This is a genomic window from Streptomyces globisporus C-1027, from assembly GCF_000261345.2.
Classification (GTDB): domain Bacteria; phylum Actinomycetota; class Actinomycetes; order Streptomycetales; family Streptomycetaceae; genus Streptomyces; species Streptomyces pakalii.
Window position 1 is genome coordinate 134,209 of the sequence record NZ_CP013738.1, and the last position, 18,737, is coordinate 152,945.

An 18,737-nucleotide genomic window follows, 5' to 3' on the forward strand; every position below is an offset into this window, starting at 1 on the left:
TGAATGATCACGGTTCATGGGTCGGGGAGATCTCACAGACGAACAGTGGGCAATGCTGGAGCCGTTGCTGCCGAGGAGGATGAAGGCGGGGCGGCCACCGGTCTGGCCCCGGCGGCAGCTGATCGACGGCATACGGTTCCGGGTCCGGACCGGTGTTCCGTGGCGGGACGTGCCCGTCGAGTACGGGCCGTGGAACCGGGTCTACGACCTGTTCCGCCGATGGCAACGGAACGGCACCTGGCACCACATCCTCACCCGTCTCCAGTCCCTGGCCGACGCGAAGGGGGCGATCGTGTGGGACCTGAGCGTCGACTCCACGGTCTGCCGCGCCCATCAGCATGCGGCCGGGGCCCGAAGACAGGGTGACCTGCAAAAGGAACCACCGGGCGGTGTCCATGAAGAGCCCGGAGATCACGGACTGGGACGGTCGCGCGGCGGGTTCACCACCAAGCTGCACCTAGCCGTCGAGCAGGGCCAGAAGCCCATGTCGATCGTGGTCACCGCCGGGCAGCGCGGGGACTCGCCGCAGTTCGAACCCGTTCTGGCAAAGGTCCGTGTGCCCCGCATCGGGCTGGGCCGGCCACGCGTCCGCCCCAACCGGGTCCGCGCGGACAAGGCGTACGCCTCCCGCAAGAACCGTGCCTACCTGCGCCGCCGCGGGATCCGCTGCACCATTCCCGACATGGCCGACCAAGCCCGCAACCGCCAAAAACTCGGACCTCGCGGCGGTCGGCCACCGCGCTTCGACCCGGTCGACTACCGCGAGCGGCACGCGGTGGAGTGCGGGATCAACCGCCTCAAGAGACACCGGGCGGTCGCCACGCGCTACGACAAGCTCGCGGTCCGATACGAGGCAACCGTCCTCATCGCAACCATCAACGAATGGCTGTGACCAGGGCCTTCAAGACTCATAAGGGCCACCCCGGAAGTACATACTCCTGCGCGCTCGGGGACGGTCACCGTGCCTGTGCGCGGCATCGGAGCGGTCGGCAGGTGCCATCTGTTCGGCCAGCGCTCGCAGCGTCTCCAGGCCAGCCAGCACCTCCGCGCGATTGTCCGACACCTTCATCCATGCCGGCAGCCGAGCGAACATCGACATCGTCGACTGTACGCCGCCACGCTCTCGCAATCGCGCCCCGACATAGGCGGACAGCTCGTCAACGTGTTCCTCGTTGTAGGCCCACAAGATGTGACCGGCGCAACGGGTCTGCAGCCACAGAGGCCGCTGGAAGAACGGATCCTCAGTACCACCCAGCACCGCGCCGACCAGCCCAGCCCCCTGTACCTCAGGTTTCCAGTCGGCGACGGCACCGCACCTTCCACAAGCCAGACGACGCGGCTGGAACAGGAGCTCGCTGAAGTATCTGGGATCAGGAAGGCCAGGCCGGGAGATCACGAGAGCACGGCCCTCGCATCGCGGACAGACCACATGCATCCGGCCCGCGAACCGAGCCAACCAGCCCCCTGAGTCGTAGTGACGAGCGAGATCAATGCGCGGCTCAGAATCCATGACGGACACCATCGCAGGTCCGCGATACGAGCAGCTACAGGATTCTCGACCATGCCCCACAGGCCGCTACCAGGCACTTCCGATACACGGCCTAAAGCCGTTTCACGACCCAGGTCATGGCCAGCCAAGGAGTGCAGGCAGCCAAGAACGACAGCAGCCAGCCCGCCCAGGTGGGCGTCTGGAAGAACGCGCCGGGCAGCAGGCACAGCATCCCCAGGCCGAGCAGCAGCGCCGCCACTCCATGGACGTCACCACGAAACCGCCTGGCAGCGTGAACCCGGGCGCGGTCGAGGAGCCCGCAGCCGAACGCCGCCGCGAACAGAGTCACCGCCCAGATCCAGAGAAGTGCTGCGCCGCCTCCGCTGAAGAACCCGGAGCCGTGGTACCTCCCACCGAGCCCGGGGCGGGCGGGAGCGTAGAGAACGGAAACCGTGTCACCCTGCTGCGGCACCCCCAGGGTCCTCGCGCCGCGGACGGTGGTTCTGCGCGGGCTGTCCTCGAATCCCAGAGTCACAACGACATCAGCCGCGTACTCGTCGGTGTCGTTCACGTTCACGCCCGTCGGCCGCGGCCCACTCACCACCCTGTCGATCCGAACCTCATGGACTTCGCCTCCGGCCGCGTAGACCTCCGCGACCCAGCGCCCCTGATCTCCGTCCGGGCCGACCGCCTGGACCAGCGCCGCGCCGCTCGCCAACGGGAGCAGAACGGCGAGCAGGAGGGGCAGCCACCGGGAGGGACGGCGCTCCGGCCGTGCCGGCTTGTCCAGTTCGACCCCGCCGACGCTGCGGGCACGCACGGAAACCGTCATCCACACCAGTACGCACACCACGGAGCAACCGACCAGAGCGAGTCGCAGATCCCGTGCTTCCGTCCCCGGCGGCGACGGCAGGATGCCCACCGTCAGTGCGGCGCTCACCGCCACCACCATCGCCGCGCCGGTCATCCGCGTGCTCACCGACGACGCCCGCAACGACCGTGTACGCATGACTCCGCCTCCCCCCTTGTCAGCCTCCGTGTGGTCCACACGCGTCGGCCTCGCACGCCCCCGCGCCCGGTGGCTGGAGCGTAACCGGCCTCGTACGGAGGTTCCGCGGGAGCCCGCGGGGGAGCCGGTTCTCGCTGCTTCTCGGGGCGGTGCCTTCGACGACGTCGGCCTCTTCGTCACCGGCGTCCGATGTTCCTCGGCGGCTCCGCGACGCGTCGTACGGACCTGAGCGCGGAACACCTTCACAGCGCCCGAGAGAGGCTCGGCCGACCGCACCGGTCTCGTGCCAGGCGTCAGGACGTGGCGAACTCGCCTTCGAGGAAGGCCCCGTGCAGGTAGTGCCGGCAGCCCGGGCGAGGAAGGTGCGGGTGCTCGGGTGGTATCTCTTGGTCAGGACGAGGTGGGAGACGACGCCGGCCTCGGCGACAATGTCGGCAGCCGTCCGGGCGGCGGCGAGGGTGAGAGCGAGTGGTTCCTCCAGCAGCGGAGCACGTCCTGCTCGCACCGCCAGTTCCTCCTGGACGGATGGCGGGACGGCGAACTCCACCGCTTCACAGCCATCGAGCCGTCCCTCGAACGTCGCAGCGACGGGCACCCCGTAAGGCACCGCGCCTTCGGCCGCGGCTTCGGAACGCCGGCGCCGCTCCAAGGCCTGTCGTCAAACTGCCGTCGTCGCGCGGCAGGCGGCAGTTTGACGACAGGCCCTAGTCCCCGCCCCCTCCCGATCCACCACCCCATCCGGAGCCTCCTGACGATCCACCGTCCCCGGTATCGCCCGCAGGTGCATCGTGGCGGTCGTCGAGGGCCCGTCCCACGGACCGCAGAGCGCGGCCCAGACCGTCGGGAATCGGATGAGCGGCGAGCAGACCGTGCCGGACGGGGCCGGTGGGAAGAGTGGCCGGGCCTTCGAGCACGTACGCGGGAAGGCCGCCCTCCGCGACGGCGGCGACCAGCAGTCGCCGGCCCCGGCGCGTGACCCGCTGCCGCCTGCGGCTCAGCAGGCCGAGACGGACCAGCCGCCGGGCGATGTCGTCGACCGGCTGGGAGCAGCCGACGCGATCGATCACTTCCTGGACGCGTCTGCTGCGCGGGCAGGCCGCCATGACCGCTCCCTCGACCGCATGTCCCGACCGGACTTCACCGGTGGCACGGAGCCGAGCGGCACGCAGGCTCAGCACCCCCTGTTCGGCCAGCGCGACGACAGCACTCTCGACCACACGCTGCCGACCTCCCGCGAGGAACGCGTAGGCGTACCGGTCCAACGCTGCGCCTCCCTGCGCCGCCGCGTGTCTTCTCCATGACCGCGCCATAGCCTCCCCCATCGGCCGGACTCCATGGCCCCATCGTCGCCGATGCGACCTGACGAGGTAACAGGTTTTGTGTACGGCAAGGGGTTTGGCGACTTTCCATCAACACCTGCGAACTTTGAACACTGTGGTGACGAAGTATGGACGGCACCGGTAGAAGCCTCCTACTGTTCTCGGCGCAGCCACCGGAGCCCCCTTGTCCGGACGCAGCGCTGCCCCACCAGCACGAGCCGCACGTTCACCCCCGGGCGCCGGGTGGCCCCACCCACCGCCGCGACGCGCCCCTCGCTGCGAGGGGCCAGGAGGAAGAATGCATCCACGGCCGCTCCACCGTTGCCGCAGACACCTCACCGGTCTGCTGGTCTCCGCCTTTCTCATCGGCGCCTTTGCCGCCTCACCGGCCACCGCCGCGCCGGCACCGAGGCCTCAGGACGAACTCCCGCCCCAGGAACCGGGCGTCACCCTGCGCGTCTTCGATGTGCAGGTCCCCCTCGACAAGCTGTGCGACATCAAGGCCGGACAGACGCCGAACGTCGACAAGCTGATGCCCGGCATCGACTGGAGTTCAGCGGACGACTTCGGCTTCGACGACCACTTCGTCTCCCAGGTGACCGCCAATCTGACCGTCCCGGAGGCCGGCACGTATGCCTTCCGGCTGATCAGCGACGACGGTTCGCGGCTGCGGATCAACGACTCCACCGTCATCGACCACGACGGGCTGCACGGTGCGGAGCCCAAGGACGGGTCGGCCGAACTGACGTCTGGTCACCATGCTCTGCGCATCGACCACTTCGACCGGACCGGTGGTCAGCAGGTCACCCTCCAGTGGAAGCCGCCCGGCGCCGCGGACTTCGCCGTCGTGCCGAACTCCGTGCTCAGCACCGACGCCGACGTCGTACGGGTGACTGCACCGGGTCGCAAGGAGTGCGAAGGCGCCCTCGACTCCCCCGGCGACGGGCTGCCGCTGACCGGGACGCACCCGGACTACGCGCTCACCGATCTGCGCCCGGCGGGCTTCGAGCCGCAGGTCACCGCGATGGACTGGCTGCCCGACGGCCGGCTCGCCGTGACCACCTGGGGCGGCACCGACAACACCACCGGCGAGGTCTACCTCCTCGACAACGTCCAGGGCGGGACCGACGCGGGGAAGGTGACCGCCAAGAAGGTCGCCGACGGGTTGAAGGAGCCCATGGGCATCAAGGCCGTCGACGGCAAGCTCTACGTCTCCCAGAAGCACGAACTCACCGAGCTCACGGACGCCGACGGCGACGATGTGACCGATGAGCGGCGGACGGTGGCCACGTGGCCGTACGGCGGGAACTTTCACGAGTTCGCCTTCGGGCTGCTGTACCGGGACGGGTACTTCTACCTGAACCTGTCCGTGGCGATCGACCTGGGCGGGGCGACCACCGATCCGCAGCCGGCGCCGAACCGGGGTTCGACCATCAAGGTGAACAAGGAGACCGGCGAGGTCGACTACATCGCCGGTGGTCTGCGTACGCCCAACGGCATCGGCTGGGGCCCCGAGGGCGACATGTTCGTCCTGGACAACCAGGGTGGCTGGCTGCCTTCCTCGAAGCTGCTCCACATCAAGCAGGACCGCTTCTTCAACCACTACACCAACCCCTCGGGCCCCTTCGACGACAAGCCGGTCACCAAGCCGGTGCTGTGGCTGCCGCAGAACGAGATAGCCAACTCGCCCAGCACTCCCCTGCAGTTGACCGAGGGGCGGTTCGCCGGGCAGATGCTGTTCGGGGACGTCACGTACGGCGGCATCCAGCGCGCGTACCTGGAGAAGGTCGACGGCGAGTACCAGGGGGCTGTGTTCCGCTTCACCCAGGGTCTCGAAGCCGGTGTCAACCGGATCAGCATGGGGCCGGACGGCGCGATCTACGCCGGTGGCCTCGGTGCGGGCGGCAACTGGGGTCAGGAGGGCAAGCTGACCTACGGGCTCCAGAAGCTCTCCCCCAGCGGTGACAAGGCCTTCGACATCCTGGCCATGCGGGCGAAGCCGGGCGGCTTTGAACTGGAGTACACCGAGCCGGTCTCCGAGGAGACCGCGGCGAAGCTCGCCGAGAGCTATCGCGTCGAGCAGTGGACGTACGCCCCGACGCCCGCGTACGGGGGTCCGAAGATCGATGAGGAGGCCCTCGGGGTCAGTGAGGCCACCCTTTCCGAGGACGGCAAGAAGGTCACGCTGACCATTCCCGGGCTCAAGGCGAACCGGGTCGTGCACATCCGCTCGCCGCGGCCCTTCAGTTCTGCCGACGGCGCCGAGCTGTGGAGCACGGAGGCCTGGTACACCCTCAACTCGCTGCCCGGCGATCAGCCCCCCGCCACCCAGTACGAGGCGGAGGAAGCCGCCCTCAGCGGAGGCGCGGGCTTCGACACCGAGCACGCGGGCTACTCCGGCGGCGGCTTCGTCGACAACTTCGGCCAGGAGGGCGCGGCGGTCACCTTCGACGTGGAGGCGGGCAAGGCGGGAACGTACGACGTGGGTCTGCGCTACTCCAACGGGCCGAACCCGGCGCCCGGCACGAAGACGGTGAGCGTCCACGTCAACGGGGAGAAGGTGCGCCAGACCAAGCTGCTCTCCACCACCGACTGGAAGACCTGGTCGACCGGGACCGAACAGCTGGAGCTGCGCGAGGGCCGCAACACGGTCACCTACTCCTACGACAGCGGTGACACGGGCCATGTCAACCTGGACATGATCACCGTCCACCCGAAGGGCGCCCGCATCCAGCTCTTCGACGGCACCGACCAGGCGGCCTGGCAGCACCCGGACGGGCGTAAGCCCGAGTGGCCGGTGAACGGCGGGGCGATGGAGGTGGCGGGCGGTGACCTGCGCACCAAGCAGGGCTTCCAGGACTTCCGTGCGCATGTGGAGTTCTGGCTGCCGAACCTTCCGCCGGACGTCACCGGTCAGGACCGCGCCAACAGCGGCGTCTACCTCCAGGATCGCTACGAGGTGCAGATCCTGGACTCGTACGGTGACACCACGCTCGCGGACAACGAGGCCGGGGCGATCTACACCAAGAAGGCCCCGGACGTGAACGCGGCCACGGCACCGGAAACCTGGCAGACGTACGACATCACCTTCCGCGCCGCCCGTTACGACGCCTCGGGGGCGAAGACGGAGGACGCCCGGGTCACCGTCGTGTGGAACGGCGTCACCGTCCACGACGACGTCGCCGTCGACGGGCCCACCGGCGGCGGAACGGCCGAAGGACCGACAGCCGGGGCGATCAAGCTCCAGGACCACGGCAGCAAGATCCGCTACCGGAACGTGTGGGTCGAGCCCCTCACCTGAACCCGCCCCGCGCTCCATCGGCCCCCACCGGGCTACGACCTGAGGTCGAGATCCGGTGGGGGCCGTCGCTATCGTGCCCGCGTGACCTCCACAGCCCAGCGTCCGCTGCTGTTCCTCGACGTCGACGGACCGCTCATCCCCTTCGGCGCCTCAGGGCCGTACCCGACCTACGAGACCGGCCCCGAGGACCCGGGCGCCCCTGAGAATCCGCTCCTGGCCAGGATCAATCCCCAGCACGGGCCCCGGCTCACGGCTCTGCCCTGCGAACTCGTCTGGGCGACCACATGGATGGAGGACGCGAACACCTGGGTCGCTCCTCGTATCGGCCTGCCGTCATTGCCGGTCGTCGGCCTGCCGGGGGCCTTGGAGGCCGATGGCGCCGTCGGCTACGAGGAGGACGAAGAGGACGTGCGGAACGGGCTGCACTGGAAGACCCGTACCCTCGTCGCCCGGGCCGGCGGCCGGCCGTTCGCCTGGGTCGATGACGAGATCACCGGCACCGACCGGTCCTGGGTCGCCGTCCACCACCCGGGTCCCGCCCTGCTCCACCGGGTGGAGCCGCGGCAGGGGCTCAGGGACGGCGACTACGCGGTCCTCGACGCCTGGCTGCGGCGCTGGGCGAGCGCGTAGCACCTCCGGTCGCCTGACCGGTCTTCAGCCCGCAGCCTGTCGGGCGACGCCCCTCCGGCAGGAGAGGACCACCAGGAACGGCCACAATGCCTGAAGGAACGTCACGACGCGCTCGGCGACTCCCGGGGCGCGCGCGGTCTGCAGTTCCGCCACGAACCAGAGGGCACTCGCGAACATCAGCGCGCTCGCGGCGAGCGACACGTCCAGGCGCAGCCCCCACGGCACCGGGCTCCCGCTCCGGACGGCGGCCAGTGGCGGCCACACCGCCAGGAGCACCACGCCCACCGTGGCCACCGCCCCGTGCTCCAGCGCCCCGCCGCTGCTCGGGGCGGGGACCAGGGTCAGGGCCAGCGCGGACAGTCCGCCGCCGGCCAGTGCCACCCGGCCGGGGAGCGCCGCCTGCCGGAGCGCGTGCGCCGTCGCCACGTAGCACGTCCCCAGCACCAGCAGCATCCCCGTCATCAGCCAGTAGCTGGTGGCACCGTAGGCGGCGAGCACGCTCAGGGTGTCCGCCGCGGGGTCGTACGTCGGTCCCTGGCGCACCTGCGCAATCATCCAGGCGCCGACCAGCAGGACCGGGGCGCACCCGGAGCAGACCAAGGCCCACCAAGGAGCAGATCGCATTCAGTGAGCATAAATCGGGGCATCTCGCCTTGCACTGCTCTCCGTCTGCTTCGGCCTTGCGTGCCTCCTGTCGGCGGCCGGGCGGGTGCCGCGGGCGGGCGGCGGCGGTAGCGTACCGAAACCTGTGATGAGGAGGCGTCAGGTGAACGGCACCGCCCGGATCGATGTGAGCCGCGAGCAGGTCCTGCGGTACCGCGTGGCGGCCCATGGGTTCGACCGCGCCTCGCCCACGCCCGGTGTCCTGGCTCTCGGTGTCCAGGACACCCCGCACGGCTCGGCCCCGGTGGCGCTCGCCGCGCGAGGGGCTTCCTCCGGTGGGCTGGAGCGCCTCTGGTCCTTCCGCGGCGCGCCGCATCTGCACCGGCGTACGGAGCTGGCGGCACTGGCCGGTGCCCTGTGGCCGCTCGACGACGCCGACGCCACGGCCCGGATCAGCACCTCGGCGATCAAGGAGGGGGCGAAGCTGGGGCTGGCGGCCTTCCGCGTCACGGCGGAGGCCTTCCGGCGGACCGTGGTCGAGCCGCTGGGAAAGGGTGAGGCCAGTACGGCGGTGAGCGCGGCCGTACCGGAATCCCTGACGTTCTGGTGCACCCCGTGCGGGGCGCGGCACATCTCCGGTCTGCTCTTCCAGCAGGCCGGGCTCTTCGGGTCGGTGCGGGTCGGCGCCGAGCGGGGAAAGACAGTGCTGTCGCCGCTCGGGGCGCCGTTCCCTGTCCCGGAGGCGGCGTCGGGGACACAGGACCTGGTCCGCGCCTACCTGCGTTTCCTCGGTCCGGCCACCCGGGCGGAGGTGGCCGCGTTCCTCGGGACACGGCCGACCGCGATCCGGCCGGTCTGGCCGGAGGGGCTCGTCGAGGTCTCGGTGGACGGTACGTCGGCCTGGCTTCCGGAGTCCGAGGTGGAGGCGTTGCGCGGGGCGCCGCGCGCCGACGCCGTACGGCTGCTTCCGCCGGGCGATCCCTTCCTCCAAGCCCGGGACCGGTCGCTGCTCCTGCCCGAGAAGGACCGGCAGAAGGAGCTGTGGCGGGCCATCGGAGGGCCGGGGGCCGTGCTCGCCGGGTCGGCGATCGTCGGCACCTGGCGTGCCCGGGCCTCGGGGCGGCGCGTGGAGGTGACGGTGACGGGGTTCGACGCGCTGCCCGCCTCGGTGCGGCGGGCCCTGGAGACGGAGGCGCGGACCGTCGCCGAGGTCCGCGGGGCGAAGGAAACCCTCCTGCGAGTCGAGTGAACCGCAGGTCCGTGGGCGGGGAAGGCCGTCAGGGTGCGGTGGTCCCGGGCTTCGCGCGGCGGATGGGCATCATCGTCTCCGCTGCCTCCTGCGCCAGGTGGTCGAGGATCAACCGGTTGACGAGAGCCGGTTTCTCCAGAGGGACCAGGTGGGACGCCCCGGGCACGACAGCCAGCTCGGCGTCGGGGATCGCGCGGTACAGGGCCGTCGTGTGCTCCAGCGTCATCAGGTCGTCGTCGCCGGACACCACCAGGGCGCGCGCCTCGATGCGGGCCAGGTCCTCGGGCGTCAGCGTCGGCTGCGTCCGCCACATGTCGAGCACCTTCGCGGCCACCACCGGCCAGTGGTCCGGACCGTCCGGTGCGACGGGCTCGTACAGCTCCCGGAAGAACGCCAGGTCGGGCCCGGACGGCACCATCTCGTCCAGCATCGACGGCTCGGCGAAACACTCGGGGCCCGGGCGGAAGTTGGCTCCGATCGCGACGACCTTGCGGACGAGGTCGGGGCGGTCCCGGGCGACGAGCAGCGCGACGACTCCCCCGTCGCTCCAGCCCACCAGGTGCGCCGGTCCTTCGACGACCGTCTCCAGGAAGGCCACGGTGTCGTCGGCCATGTCCTGGTAGGTCAGGGGGCCGGGCACGTCGGCCGTGTGCCCGTGGGCGCGCCGTTCCGGCAGGAAGACGCGGTAGGCGGCGGCGAGGTCGGCGCGCTGGGCGCCCCACGTGTCGTTGGTGCAGAAGCCGCCGTGCAGGAGGACCAGCGGATCGCCGGCGCCCTCGGTCTCGTACCAGGTCCTGACACCGGGCAGGTCCGCGTACTCACCCATCGTCCAGGCCTCTCCGGGCTGTCGTCGTTCCCGCCTTCTGCGGCCAGTCTGCGCGGTGGCCTCCGGGGCCGCCACACGAGTCGCCATGGCGCGGATCTCAGGTGTCGGCCGGGTCGCTGTCGCGCCGCGCGCGCCGGATGCTCGCCTCGGCGCTGTCGAGCAGCATTTCCAGGGCCGTGGGGTAGGCGCTCTCGTTCATCCTCGCGACCAGCAGCGGAGCGAGGGCGGCGATGTTCGGGTGGGTCTCCGCCGGCAGCTCGGCGTAGGTGGCGTGCCAGACCCGTTCGTCGGCGGCGCGGGCCGCTTCGGGCAGGGCGAGGCTCGCGGCGTCCAGTGCGGCGAAGGCGAGTGCCTGGTCGACGAACGCCTGGTAGATCCGTACGACGTCCGGGTCGGGCAGTCCGGTCGATCGCAGGATGCCGAGGAGCGTCTCGTCGCCGGCGATCTCGTTGGCCCGGCCGCTGACCCGGCTGGCGGTCAGCACGGCGGCCTCCGGGTGGGCCAGGTAGGCGGTGTGGATGCGCAGGCCGATCTCGCGCAGGTCGGTACGCCACCGTCCGGCGGGCCGCCAGCCGCGCATCGCGCGTCCGATCAGTTCGTCGGCGATGGCCAGGGTCAGGTCGTCGATGCCGCGGAAATAGCGGTACAGCGTGCTCGGGTCGGCTCCGAGGGCCAGGCCCAGGCGGCGCACGGTCAGTCCGTCCCTGCCGTGTTCGTGGAGCATCCGCAGAGCCGTCTCGACGATCAGGTGCTGGGTGACGACGACGCCCTGGCGTGTCGGCCGCCTGCGCCGCCGCTCCTCCTCCGGGACCACCTTCTTCGCCATCCGCGCCTCTCCCCCATGTCGATGCCGGGATCTGCTCACCTTATGCCAACAGCGTTGACCTTACTCAAGTGCGCCCCTTTCATGGACGAATCCAAGGGCACCGGCCCGTACGGCCCGGCCCCTCGACGAAAGGCACATCCGCCATGCGTGTACTCCTCGTCGGCGCAGGTGGCGTGGGCACGGCGATCACCAGGATCGCCGCCCGCCGCTCCTTCTTCGACCACATGGTCGTCACCGACTACGACCTCTCCCGGGCCGAGGCGGCGGTGGCCGCGCTCGGCGAGGGCGGGGCACGGTTCTCCGCGCTGCGCGTCGACGCCTCGGACCGGGCGGCGGTCACCGCGCTGATCGCCGAGCAGCGGTGCGACATCCTCGTGAACGCCACCGACCCCCGGTTCGTGATGCCGTTGTTCGACGCGGCGCTGGCCGCCGGGGTCGACTATCTGGACATGGCCATGTCCCTGTCCTCCCCGCATCCGGAGCGTCCGTACGAGGAGTGCGGGATCAAGCTCGGCGACGGGCAGTTCGAGCGTGCCGCGGCGTGGGAGGAGGCGGGGCGGCTGGCGCTCGTCGGGGTGGGTGTCGAACCGGGGCTCTCCGATGTCTTCGCCCGGTACGCGGCGGACGAACTGTTCGACCAGATCGAGGAGATCGGTGTCCGGGACGGTGCGAATCTGACCGTCGAGGGCTATGACTTCGCCCCGTCGTTCTCGATCTGGACCACCATCGAGGAGTGCCTCAATCCGCCGGTGATCTGGGAGAAGGACCGGGGCTGGTTCACCACGGCACCGTTCAGCGAGCCGGAGGTGTTCGACTTCCCCGAGGGCATCGGTCCGGTGGAGTGCGTCAACGTCGAGCACGAGGAGGTCCTGCTGATCCCGCGCTGGGTGGAGTCGCGGCGCGTCACGTTCAAGTACGGGCTGGGCGAGGAGTTCATCGAGACCCTCAAGACCCTTCACCGGCTGGGCCTCGACCGCACGGACGAGGTGACCGTGCCCGGTGGCGCCGTGTCGCCCCGTGACGTGGTCGCGGCCTGCCTGCCCGACCCGGCGTCGCTGGGCGAGCTGATGCGGGGCAAGACCTGTGCCGGTACGTGGGTGAAGGGCACGAAGGACGGCGCGCCCCGCGAGGTGTACCTCTACCACGTGGTCGACAATCAGTGGTCGATGCGCGAGTACGGCTCCCAGGCCGTGGTCTGGCAGACGGCGATCAACCCGGTGATCGCCCTTGAGCTGGTGGCGGGCGGGGTATGGAGCGGCACGGGGGTGCTCGGCGCCGAGGCGCTGGACCCGCGTCCGTTCCTCGATCTGCTGGTGGAGTACGGCTCTCCGTGGGGTCTGCGCGAGCAGTGAACGCGGGCCGTTCGCGGTCCCTCCGCGGGACGTCCTCGGGCCGTCGGAAGAAGTCGAGGAGTTCTTCGGGCGGCGGTGTCGAGAACCCGGATCCGGCTCCGTCCCCGTAGTGAGAGCGGCCAGAATGGGCCGCCCGGCACCGAGGAGAGACATCATGGCCAAGTACCTGCTGCTCAAGCACTACCGCGGCGCCCCGGCAGCGGTCAACGACGTACCGATGGACCGGTGGACGCCCGAGGAGATCTCGGCGCACATGCAGTACATGCAGGACTTCGCGGACCGGCTGGAGAAGACCGGGGAGTTCGTCGACGGCCAGGCACTCGCTCCCGAGGGATCCTGGGTCCGGTACGACGGTGAGGGCCGCCCGCCGGTCACCGACGGGCCGTTCGCCGAGACCAAGGATCTGATCGCCGGCTGGATGATCATCGACGTGGACGGTCACGACCGGGCCGTCGAGCTGGCCGGGGAGCTGTCCGCCGCTCCCGGGGCCGGCGGGAGGCCGATCCACGAGTGGCTGGAGGTGCGCCCGTTCCTGACCGCGCCGCCCACCGTCACGGAGTGACGCCTCGATGGACGAACTCCTTCTGCGGAGCCTCACCCCGAGCGTGCTCGCCGTCCTCGTGCGCCGCGGAGCCGACTTCGCGGCGGCCGAGGACGCCGTGCAGGACGCCCTGGTCGAGGCAGTCCGCGTATGGCCGGGCGACGCGCCGCGGGACCCGAAGGGCTGGCTGGTCACCGTGGCCTGGCGGCGGTTCCTCGACGCGACCCGGGCGGATGCCTCCCGGCGGCGGCGCGAGGACCGTCTCGACGAGGAGCCCGAGCCGGGCCCCGCGCCTGCGGTGGACGACACGCTCCAGCTCTACTTCCTGTGCGCCCACCCGTCGCTGACGCCGTCGTCGGCGGTCGCGCTCACGCTGCGCGCCGTCGGCGGGCTCACGACCCGGCAGATCGCCCGGGCCTATCTGGTGCCCGAGGCGACCATGGCGCAGCGGATCAGCCGGGCGAAGCGCACCGTCTCCGGGGTGAGGTTCGACCGGCCCGGCGATGTCTCCACCGTGCTGCGCGTGCTGTATCTGGTCTTCAACGAGGGCTATTCCGGGGATGTCGACCTCGCCGCGGAGGCGATCCGGCTCACCCGGCAGCTCGCCGCCGCGATCGACCACCCGGAGGTGGCGGGGCTGCTCGCTCTCATGCTGCTCCACCACGCCCGGCGCGCCTCCCGGACCGGGCCCGACGGGAGCCTGGTCCCGCTCGCCGAGCAGGACCGGGGGCGGTGGGACACCGGGATGATCGCCGAAGGCGTGGACATCCTGCAGGCGGCCCTCGCCCGGGACCGGCTGGGCGAGTTCCAGGCCCAGGCCGCCGTCGCGGCGCTCCACGCGGACGCGCCGACCGCCGAGGAGACCGACTGGGTGCAGATCGTCGAGTGGTACGACGAGCTTGCGGGCCTCACCGACAGCCCGGTCGTCCGGCTCAACCGGGCTGTGGCGGTCGGCGAGGCCGACGGTCCGCGCGCCGGGCTGGCCGAACTCGCCGCGCTGAGCGACTCGTTGCCCCGTCATACGGCGGTCGCGGCGTATCTGCACGAGCGTGACGGCGACCTGCCGACGGCTGCACGGCTGTACACGGAAGCCGCCCACAAGGCCCCCACGCTCGCCGAGCGCGACCATCTGACGCGCCAGGCCGCGCGGCTCAACGCCAGCCTCCGGTGAGCGAACGTCAGGCGGTGCCGCCGGGACCGTGATCCGGGTCCGGGTTCCCAGGGGGTACGAAACAGGCGGTCACGGTCTTGCCGTCCCGCTGGGGGTGCTGTTCCCAGCTGTCGGAGAGCGCCTCGACGATGGCGAGGCCCCGGCCGCCGGTCGCGTCGAGGCCGCGGTCGACCGCGGCGGGGAGCACCGGACTGGAGTCGTGAACGCTGACATGCAGGCAGGTGCTGTCCCAGGTCAGGACGAGCTGGGCGTCGCTGTGCGCGTGTTTGTGTGCGTTGGTGATGAGCTCGGACACGGCCAGGAGCACCGAGTCCACCAGATCGGGAGCGCTCCGCGTCCACGCCAGCGAGTCGAGATGCCCCCGCGCCCAGTGGCGCCCCGCCCGTACCCCCTGGGACATGGGGAAGGACTGCGCCCAGCCCACCGCTCTCATCTCGGAATCGGCCATGACCTTGCCTCTCCTTCGTCGGTCAGGGAAGTGAGGTCGTCATTCGCCGCCCTCCGTCCGGTCTCCTACCCGCCCGCGCGGATATGACGTCCGCCCGGCCGGTACGGGGGGGGACGGTCACCCTCGTGGTGACATTTAGGTAAGCCTAACCTAATATGCGACTGTCGTCTTCGGGTCCCCACACGCCAAGAAGCCGGTATCCCCCGTTCTTTCGTTCGCCCGGGCACGGCTCCGTTCCGACGCGCGCCGCCCCCCTCCCCCGAAGGAGACATGCAGCGCATGTCCATGCCTCGCCACGGCCGCCTGGCCTCTCTCGCCGCCCTGACCGTCATCTCCGTGGGCGCCGGCGCCCTCGCCGTTCCCGCCTCCGCGGCCCCGGGCGTCCACGCCGCCGCGCGGGCCGAGGCCCCCGGTACGACGTCGGCGGCCGCCCCGATCCTGGTGAGCGGACGGTCCTCCTGGGGCTTCAAGGAGTCCTGGGTCCGGTACGTCGGGATGTTCAGCGGCTCGGTGACCGCGGGCGGCGGCGCGACCGCGGACGCCGCCGGAAAGGTCGACTACCCCGTCAAGCACGGCTCGGTCGACCCGGCGAAGAGCTCGGCCGACGTGCGCTTCGGCGGCTCGGTGACGTACGCGATACCCAGCCACGGGATCACCGCGATCACTCTCGCCAACCCGCGTGTCGTCCTCAAGAACGGCCAGGGCACGCTCCACATGGACGTGACGACCGATCTCGTCGCCGGCCAGGACCCGGTCACCACGGCCGGCGTGCCGTTCGCCACGCTCACGGCGGCCGCCGGCGCCCTCGACGGCAGCACCCTCGACTGGTCGGGTATCACGGCCTCGCTCACGGACGAGGGCGAGGCGATCTTCTCCTTCCAGGGCAGGCCCATGTACCCGGCCGGCACGGCGCTGGACCCGCTCGCCATCGCCGGCGGTGTCAGTGTCCCCACGCTGACGGTCAGCCAGGTCACCGGGCTGGGCACGGAAACCCAGGTCACCGTCAGCGGCAAGGGCTACCAGCCCGGGCGCGGGGTGTACCTGGCGCAGTCCATCGCCATGCCCGGCACCACGTACCCCAGCGTCTTCGGCAACGCGGTGTACGTCCGCCAGGTCGGCGCGGACGGCACCTTCAGCGTCACGGCGAAGCTCACCGAGACCTTCACCCCCTCCGGGGCCCCCGCCGTAGACTGCCGGACCACCGCCTGCTTCGTCACGAGCTTCAACTCGCACGACAGCGCCGACCCCACCTGGATGCCGTCCCGCGCCCAGGACGTGGCCCAGCCGCTGACGTTCGGCGTCGAGGTCCCGCCCGCCACCGTCACCCAGCAGCCCGTCTCCCGTAAGGTGCGCTCGGGCACCTCCGCCGTCTTCACCGCCGCCGCGGACGGCGCCGATTCGGTCCGCTGGGAGCGCAGCTCCGACAAGGGCGTGACCTGGAGCACCGTGCCCGGGGCCACCGCCACCACCCTGTCGGTGAAGGCCAGCGCCGCGCTCAACGCCCACCGCTACCGCGCGGTCTTCGTCAACGCGTCCGGTGAGACCGCCACGTCGGCCGCGACGCTCACGGTGTCCGCCGTGCCCGCCCGGATCATCTCCTTCAACGCCTCCCCCGAGCCGGTCGGCAAGGGCAGCAAGCTGAAGGTCGTCGGTACGCTCCAGACCGTCGGCGCCACGGACGACGTCTGGCGTCCGCTGGCCAAGACGCCCGTGGTGGTCGAGTTCCGAGCCAAGGGCGCCAAGACCTGGAGCCGGGCCACGTCGGTCACCACGGACAACAAGGGTGTGGCCACGGCGTCGGTCACCGCCGTCAAGGACGGCACCTGGCGGGCCCGTTACGCGGGAACCGCCGACCGGGCCGCGGCCGTGAGCTCCTCGGACAACGTGGACGTCAAGCTGCGCACGGCGGTGTCCGGCTTCAACGCCTCCCCGGAGCCGGTCCGCAAGGGCCGCACCATCACGGTCAAGGGCACCCTGCGCAGCCTGGACGGCACCTGGAAGAACACCTCCGGCCAGTCGGTCAGCATCCTTTTCAAGGCCGACGGTTCCAGCAGGTGGAGCAAGCTGGCGACCGTGAGGACGAACAGCAAGGGCGTGTTCTCGAAGGGGTTCACGGCGAAGAAGGACGGCACGTGGAAGGCGCAGTTCACGGCCACCTCGTCCCGTCTGGGCACGACCAGTTCCGGTGACCGCGTCGACGTGCGCTGAACCGCGCGCGGGCCGTGGCCGACGGGAGCGGTTCCCGTCGGCCACGGCCCGCGTGTGTCACCGGCCCTCGGTACCGCTGCCTCAGTCGAGCGGCGGGTGGGCGTTGCGGAGCAGTTCCTGGAACTGTCCGGAGAACCAGTGCCCGGCCACCGGGGAGTCGGGCAGGGCGCCGGTGAGGTTGTAGCCGTTGCGGCCGTTGCCGGTGTACGTCGGGTCGCACATCCGGTCGAAGCCCTTGCCCTCGTCGTTGTCGACGGGTTCGCTGCTGCCGTCGGACTCGCCCGGGGGCTTGGCCCAGACGTAGGCGTCGATCCCCGGCTCGGGTGCGGTCGTGGGCCGTTCGCCGATGCCCGCGCCACTCTGGTTGCACCAGTTGCCGGTGTGGATGCGGCGGTCGGTCCGGCCGCCGTCGACGTAGGCGTCGGCGCTGGTCTGCGGTCCGGGGCCGGTGGGCCGGGCGGAGCCGCCCCAGCCGTTGCGGGCGGTGTCGATGAGCATGCCGAGGTCGGAGGCGAAGCCCTGGCGGACCAGTTCGGTGCGCAGGGCCTGGGCGAACGAGAGCTCGTCGACGTAGTGGTTCCAGTCGATCCAGCGCGACTGGCGCACCGTGGTGCCGTTCACGGAGTCGGTCACCGCGAAGTGCGGTTCTTCGAGCGCCGAGTAGTTGGCCGTGTTCACGATGAAGCCGTGCACGTCGGCGACGGTGGCGCCTTCCATCGTCGCGGCCTTCTTGAACTGCTGTGCGGCGGGGACGAAGTTGGAGTCCCAGCCGAGCCAGCCGTGGTGGGCCGCGTCGACGTAGTTGTAGACGTTGGGGATGGCTCCGAGCGTGTGCAGGGCGTACCCGATGCCCTTTTCGTAGTTGCCGTTGGCCTTCATCGTGGCGCACTCGGGCGTCGAACCGGCCGTGCCTCCGGCGTTGGTGACGAGGTTGGGCAGCGAGTCCGGTTCGATGAGCGTGACGATGCGCAGGGAGGCGTAGGCGGGGTCGTCGAGGATGTCGGCGATGGGGTCGATGTAGTCGCTCTTGTAGCGGTCGAGTTCGGTGGGGCCGAGTTCGCCGTTGGAGGCGAGCGCGGCGCAGTCCCGGCCGGGCAGGTTGTAGATGACGACCTGGAAGAGGTCGGCTCCCTGGCTCACGGCCGTGTCGAGGTGCGCTCGTAAGCCTCGTGCGCCGGGGGTGCCGCCGATCGCGGCGATGCGGTCCATCCAGACGAACGACGGCTCGTCGGCGATGGCGGACCCGCCGGGTTCCGCGGCGGCCTTGGCGGACCAGTCGGGGTTCACGTACGCGGTGGCGCCGGCATAGGGGTTGTCGATGCGGGCCGCGGCCGACGCCTGTCCGGGGACGGCGACGGCGAGCGATGCGCCCATGATCAGGGCGGACAGCGCGGCAGCGGTCCTTCGGCGGGACGCCTGCGGGACAGTGGTGTGCTGAAGTGCGTGCGGGGTGGTGGTGCCTTTGCTTCTCATTGCGGCTCCGTGCTCCTCTCGTACGTCCGTCGCGGGTGTCGACGGACGGTTCGGGGGTCCGTGACGCTCGGGAGGTGAGGGGTTCGGGTGGGGGAAACGCTGCGTGGGAGCGCTCCCAAAGTGGCGCGGCATCCGATGACTGTCAAGCCGCGCGGCTTGATTACCTTGTGCAGTACGGCAGTTGGCGTGATTGGAGCGCTCCCACGCACAGGAGGACCAGCAGTTCGTGACCGAAGATGCCGTGACGATGGTCTAGTCCAAGCCGCGCAGGTCCCTCTATCCTCGCCCGTAG

The 18,737-nt window shown here is 70.7% G+C and carries 15 protein-coding genes and 2 pseudogenes; 8 read left to right on the forward strand and 9 right to left on the reverse strand.

Annotated features, from left to right (window positions below; all coding sequences use genetic code 11):
• Window positions 1–16: 16 nt before the first annotated feature.
• Window positions 17–892 (forward strand): IS5 family transposase, encoded by an 876-nt coding sequence (locus WQO_RS00530; RefSeq protein WP_029182282.1) that lies wholly within the window; start codon window positions 17–19, stop codon window positions 890–892.
• Window positions 893–901: 9 nt separating this feature from the next.
• Here the strand turns inward: WQO_RS00530 and WQO_RS00535 are convergent, their stop codons facing one another.
• From WQO_RS00535 to WQO_RS34585, 4 genes and pseudogenes are all read right to left on the reverse strand, one after another.
• The gene (locus tag WQO_RS00535) at window positions 902–1,510 is read right to left on the reverse strand and encodes a hypothetical protein (protein WP_029182283.1); all 609 of its coding nucleotides are present in this window, start codon (window positions 1,508–1,510) and stop codon (window positions 902–904) included.
• Between the two features lie 91 nt (window positions 1,511–1,601).
• Window positions 1,602–2,456: a hypothetical protein gene (locus WQO_RS00540; protein ID WP_143203368.1), complete on the reverse strand. Its 855-nt coding sequence runs from the start codon at window positions 2,454–2,456 to the stop codon at window positions 1,602–1,604.
• Window positions 2,457–2,794: 338 nt separating this feature from the next.
• Window positions 2,795–3,135, reverse strand: a pseudogene (locus WQO_RS36620) (gfo/Idh/MocA family oxidoreductase); the annotation flags it as partial.
• A gap of 67 nt (window positions 3,136–3,202) precedes the next feature.
• Complete coding sequence (locus WQO_RS34585; protein WP_335339641.1) at window positions 3,203–3,820, reverse strand: TIGR04222 domain-containing membrane protein; 618 nt, start codon at window positions 3,818–3,820, stop codon at window positions 3,203–3,205.
• 295 nt (window positions 3,821–4,115) lie between these two features.
• On the opposite strand from WQO_RS34585, the gene WQO_RS00550 reads away from it, so the two are divergent.
• Complete coding sequence (locus WQO_RS00550) at window positions 4,116–7,118, forward strand: 3-keto-alpha-glucoside-1,2-lyase-like domain-containing protein (RefSeq protein ID WP_010060580.1); 3,003 nt, start codon at window positions 4,116–4,118, stop codon at window positions 7,116–7,118.
• A gap of 81 nt (window positions 7,119–7,199) precedes the next feature.
• Window positions 7,200–7,748 carry an HAD domain-containing protein gene (locus WQO_RS00555; RefSeq protein ID WP_010060582.1) on the forward strand — a complete coding sequence of 183 codons (549 nt, stop codon included), beginning with the start codon at window positions 7,200–7,202 and terminating at the stop codon, window positions 7,746–7,748.
• 24 nt (window positions 7,749–7,772) lie between these two features.
• Here WQO_RS00555 and WQO_RS00560 read toward each other — a convergent pair whose 3' ends face one another.
• Window positions 7,773–8,372 carry a DUF998 domain-containing protein gene (locus WQO_RS00560; protein ID WP_029182286.1) on the reverse strand — a complete coding sequence of 200 codons (600 nt, stop codon included), beginning with the start codon at window positions 8,370–8,372 and terminating at the stop codon, window positions 7,773–7,775.
• A 142-nt stretch (window positions 8,373–8,514) separates the two neighbouring features.
• On the opposite strand from WQO_RS00560, the gene WQO_RS00565 reads away from it, so the two are divergent.
• Window positions 8,515–9,600, forward strand: coding sequence for a DNA glycosylase AlkZ-like family protein (locus WQO_RS00565; protein ID WP_010060584.1), 1,086 nt, complete (start codon window positions 8,515–8,517; stop codon window positions 9,598–9,600).
• A 28-nt stretch (window positions 9,601–9,628) separates the two neighbouring features.
• On the opposite strand, the gene WQO_RS00570 is transcribed toward WQO_RS00565, so the two are convergent.
• Window positions 9,629–10,426: an alpha/beta fold hydrolase gene (locus tag WQO_RS00570; RefSeq protein WP_010060585.1), complete on the reverse strand. Its 798-nt coding sequence runs from the start codon at window positions 10,424–10,426 to the stop codon at window positions 9,629–9,631.
• Between the two features lie 97 nt (window positions 10,427–10,523).
• Window positions 10,524–11,252, reverse strand: a complete 729-nt coding sequence (locus tag WQO_RS00575; RefSeq protein WP_010060586.1) for a TetR/AcrR family transcriptional regulator — start codon at window positions 11,250–11,252, stop codon at window positions 10,524–10,526.
• A gap of 143 nt (window positions 11,253–11,395) precedes the next feature.
• Between WQO_RS00575 and WQO_RS00580 the strand changes: the two genes are divergently transcribed.
• The 3 genes from WQO_RS00580 (at window position 11,396) to WQO_RS00590 (ending at window position 14,316) form a co-directional block, all read left to right on the forward strand.
• A complete protein-coding gene (locus tag WQO_RS00580; RefSeq protein WP_010060587.1) occupies window positions 11,396–12,604 on the forward strand; it encodes a saccharopine dehydrogenase family protein in 1,209 nt (402 codons plus the stop codon).
• A gap of 154 nt (window positions 12,605–12,758) precedes the next feature.
• The gene (locus WQO_RS00585) at window positions 12,759–13,166 is read left to right on the forward strand and encodes a YciI family protein (protein ID WP_058953819.1); all 408 of its coding nucleotides are present in this window, start codon (window positions 12,759–12,761) and stop codon (window positions 13,164–13,166) included.
• A gap of 7 nt (window positions 13,167–13,173) precedes the next feature.
• Entirely contained in the window at window positions 13,174–14,316 is a 1,143-nt protein-coding gene (locus WQO_RS00590; protein WP_010060589.1) for an RNA polymerase sigma factor, read from the forward strand.
• Between the two features lie 7 nt (window positions 14,317–14,323).
• Here WQO_RS00590 and WQO_RS00595 read toward each other — a convergent pair whose 3' ends face one another.
• The gene (locus WQO_RS00595; protein WP_010060591.1) at window positions 14,324–14,764 is read right to left on the reverse strand and encodes an ATP-binding protein; all 441 of its coding nucleotides are present in this window, start codon (window positions 14,762–14,764) and stop codon (window positions 14,324–14,326) included.
• A 279-nt stretch (window positions 14,765–15,043) separates the two neighbouring features.
• Between WQO_RS00595 and WQO_RS00600 the strand changes: the two genes are divergently transcribed.
• Window positions 15,044–16,972, forward strand: coding sequence for an HtaA domain-containing protein (locus WQO_RS00600; RefSeq protein WP_010060594.1), 1,929 nt, complete (start codon window positions 15,044–15,046; stop codon window positions 16,970–16,972).
• Window positions 16,973–17,056: 84 nt separating this feature from the next.
• Here the strand turns inward: WQO_RS00600 and WQO_RS00605 are convergent.
• Window positions 17,057–18,445 (reverse strand): annotated as a pseudogene (locus tag WQO_RS00605) (glycoside hydrolase family 6 protein); the annotation flags it as partial.
• Between the last annotated feature and the right edge of the window lie 292 nt (window positions 18,446–18,737).

What these genes read in the sequence shown, in the direction of transcription:
- WQO_RS00530 (WP_029182282.1), top strand. Translation starts at nt 17, where the DNA reads ATGGGTCGGGGAGATCTCACAGACGAACAGTGGGCAATGCTGGAGCCG.
- WQO_RS00535 (WP_029182283.1), bottom strand. Translation starts at nt 1,510, where the DNA reads ATGGATTCTGAGCCGCGCATTGATCTCGCTCGTCACTACGACTCAGGG.
- WQO_RS00540 (WP_143203368.1), bottom strand. Translation starts at nt 2,456, where the DNA reads ATGACCGGCGCGGCGATGGTGGTGGCGGTGAGCGCCGCACTGACGGTG.
- WQO_RS34585 (WP_335339641.1), bottom strand. Translation starts at nt 3,820, where the DNA reads ATGGGGGAGGCTATGGCGCGGTCATGGAGAAGACACGCGGCGGCGCAG.
- WQO_RS00550 (WP_010060580.1), top strand. Translation starts at nt 4,116, where the DNA reads ATGCATCCACGGCCGCTCCACCGTTGCCGCAGACACCTCACCGGTCTG.
- WQO_RS00560 (WP_029182286.1), bottom strand. Translation starts at nt 8,372, where the DNA reads ATGCGATCTGCTCCTTGGTGGGCCTTGGTCTGCTCCGGGTGCGCCCCG.
- WQO_RS00570 (WP_010060585.1), bottom strand. Translation starts at nt 10,426, where the DNA reads ATGGGTGAGTACGCGGACCTGCCCGGTGTCAGGACCTGGTACGAGACC.
- WQO_RS00575 (WP_010060586.1), bottom strand. Translation starts at nt 11,252, where the DNA reads ATGGCGAAGAAGGTGGTCCCGGAGGAGGAGCGGCGGCGCAGGCGGCCG.
- WQO_RS00580 (WP_010060587.1), top strand. Translation starts at nt 11,396, where the DNA reads ATGCGTGTACTCCTCGTCGGCGCAGGTGGCGTGGGCACGGCGATCACC.
- WQO_RS00585 (WP_058953819.1), top strand. Translation starts at nt 12,759, where the DNA reads ATGGCCAAGTACCTGCTGCTCAAGCACTACCGCGGCGCCCCGGCAGCG.
- WQO_RS00590 (WP_010060589.1), top strand. Translation starts at nt 13,174, where the DNA reads ATGGACGAACTCCTTCTGCGGAGCCTCACCCCGAGCGTGCTCGCCGTC.
- WQO_RS00595 (WP_010060591.1), bottom strand. Translation starts at nt 14,764, where the DNA reads ATGGCCGATTCCGAGATGAGAGCGGTGGGCTGGGCGCAGTCCTTCCCC.
- WQO_RS00600 (WP_010060594.1), top strand. Translation starts at nt 15,044, where the DNA reads ATGTCCATGCCTCGCCACGGCCGCCTGGCCTCTCTCGCCGCCCTGACC.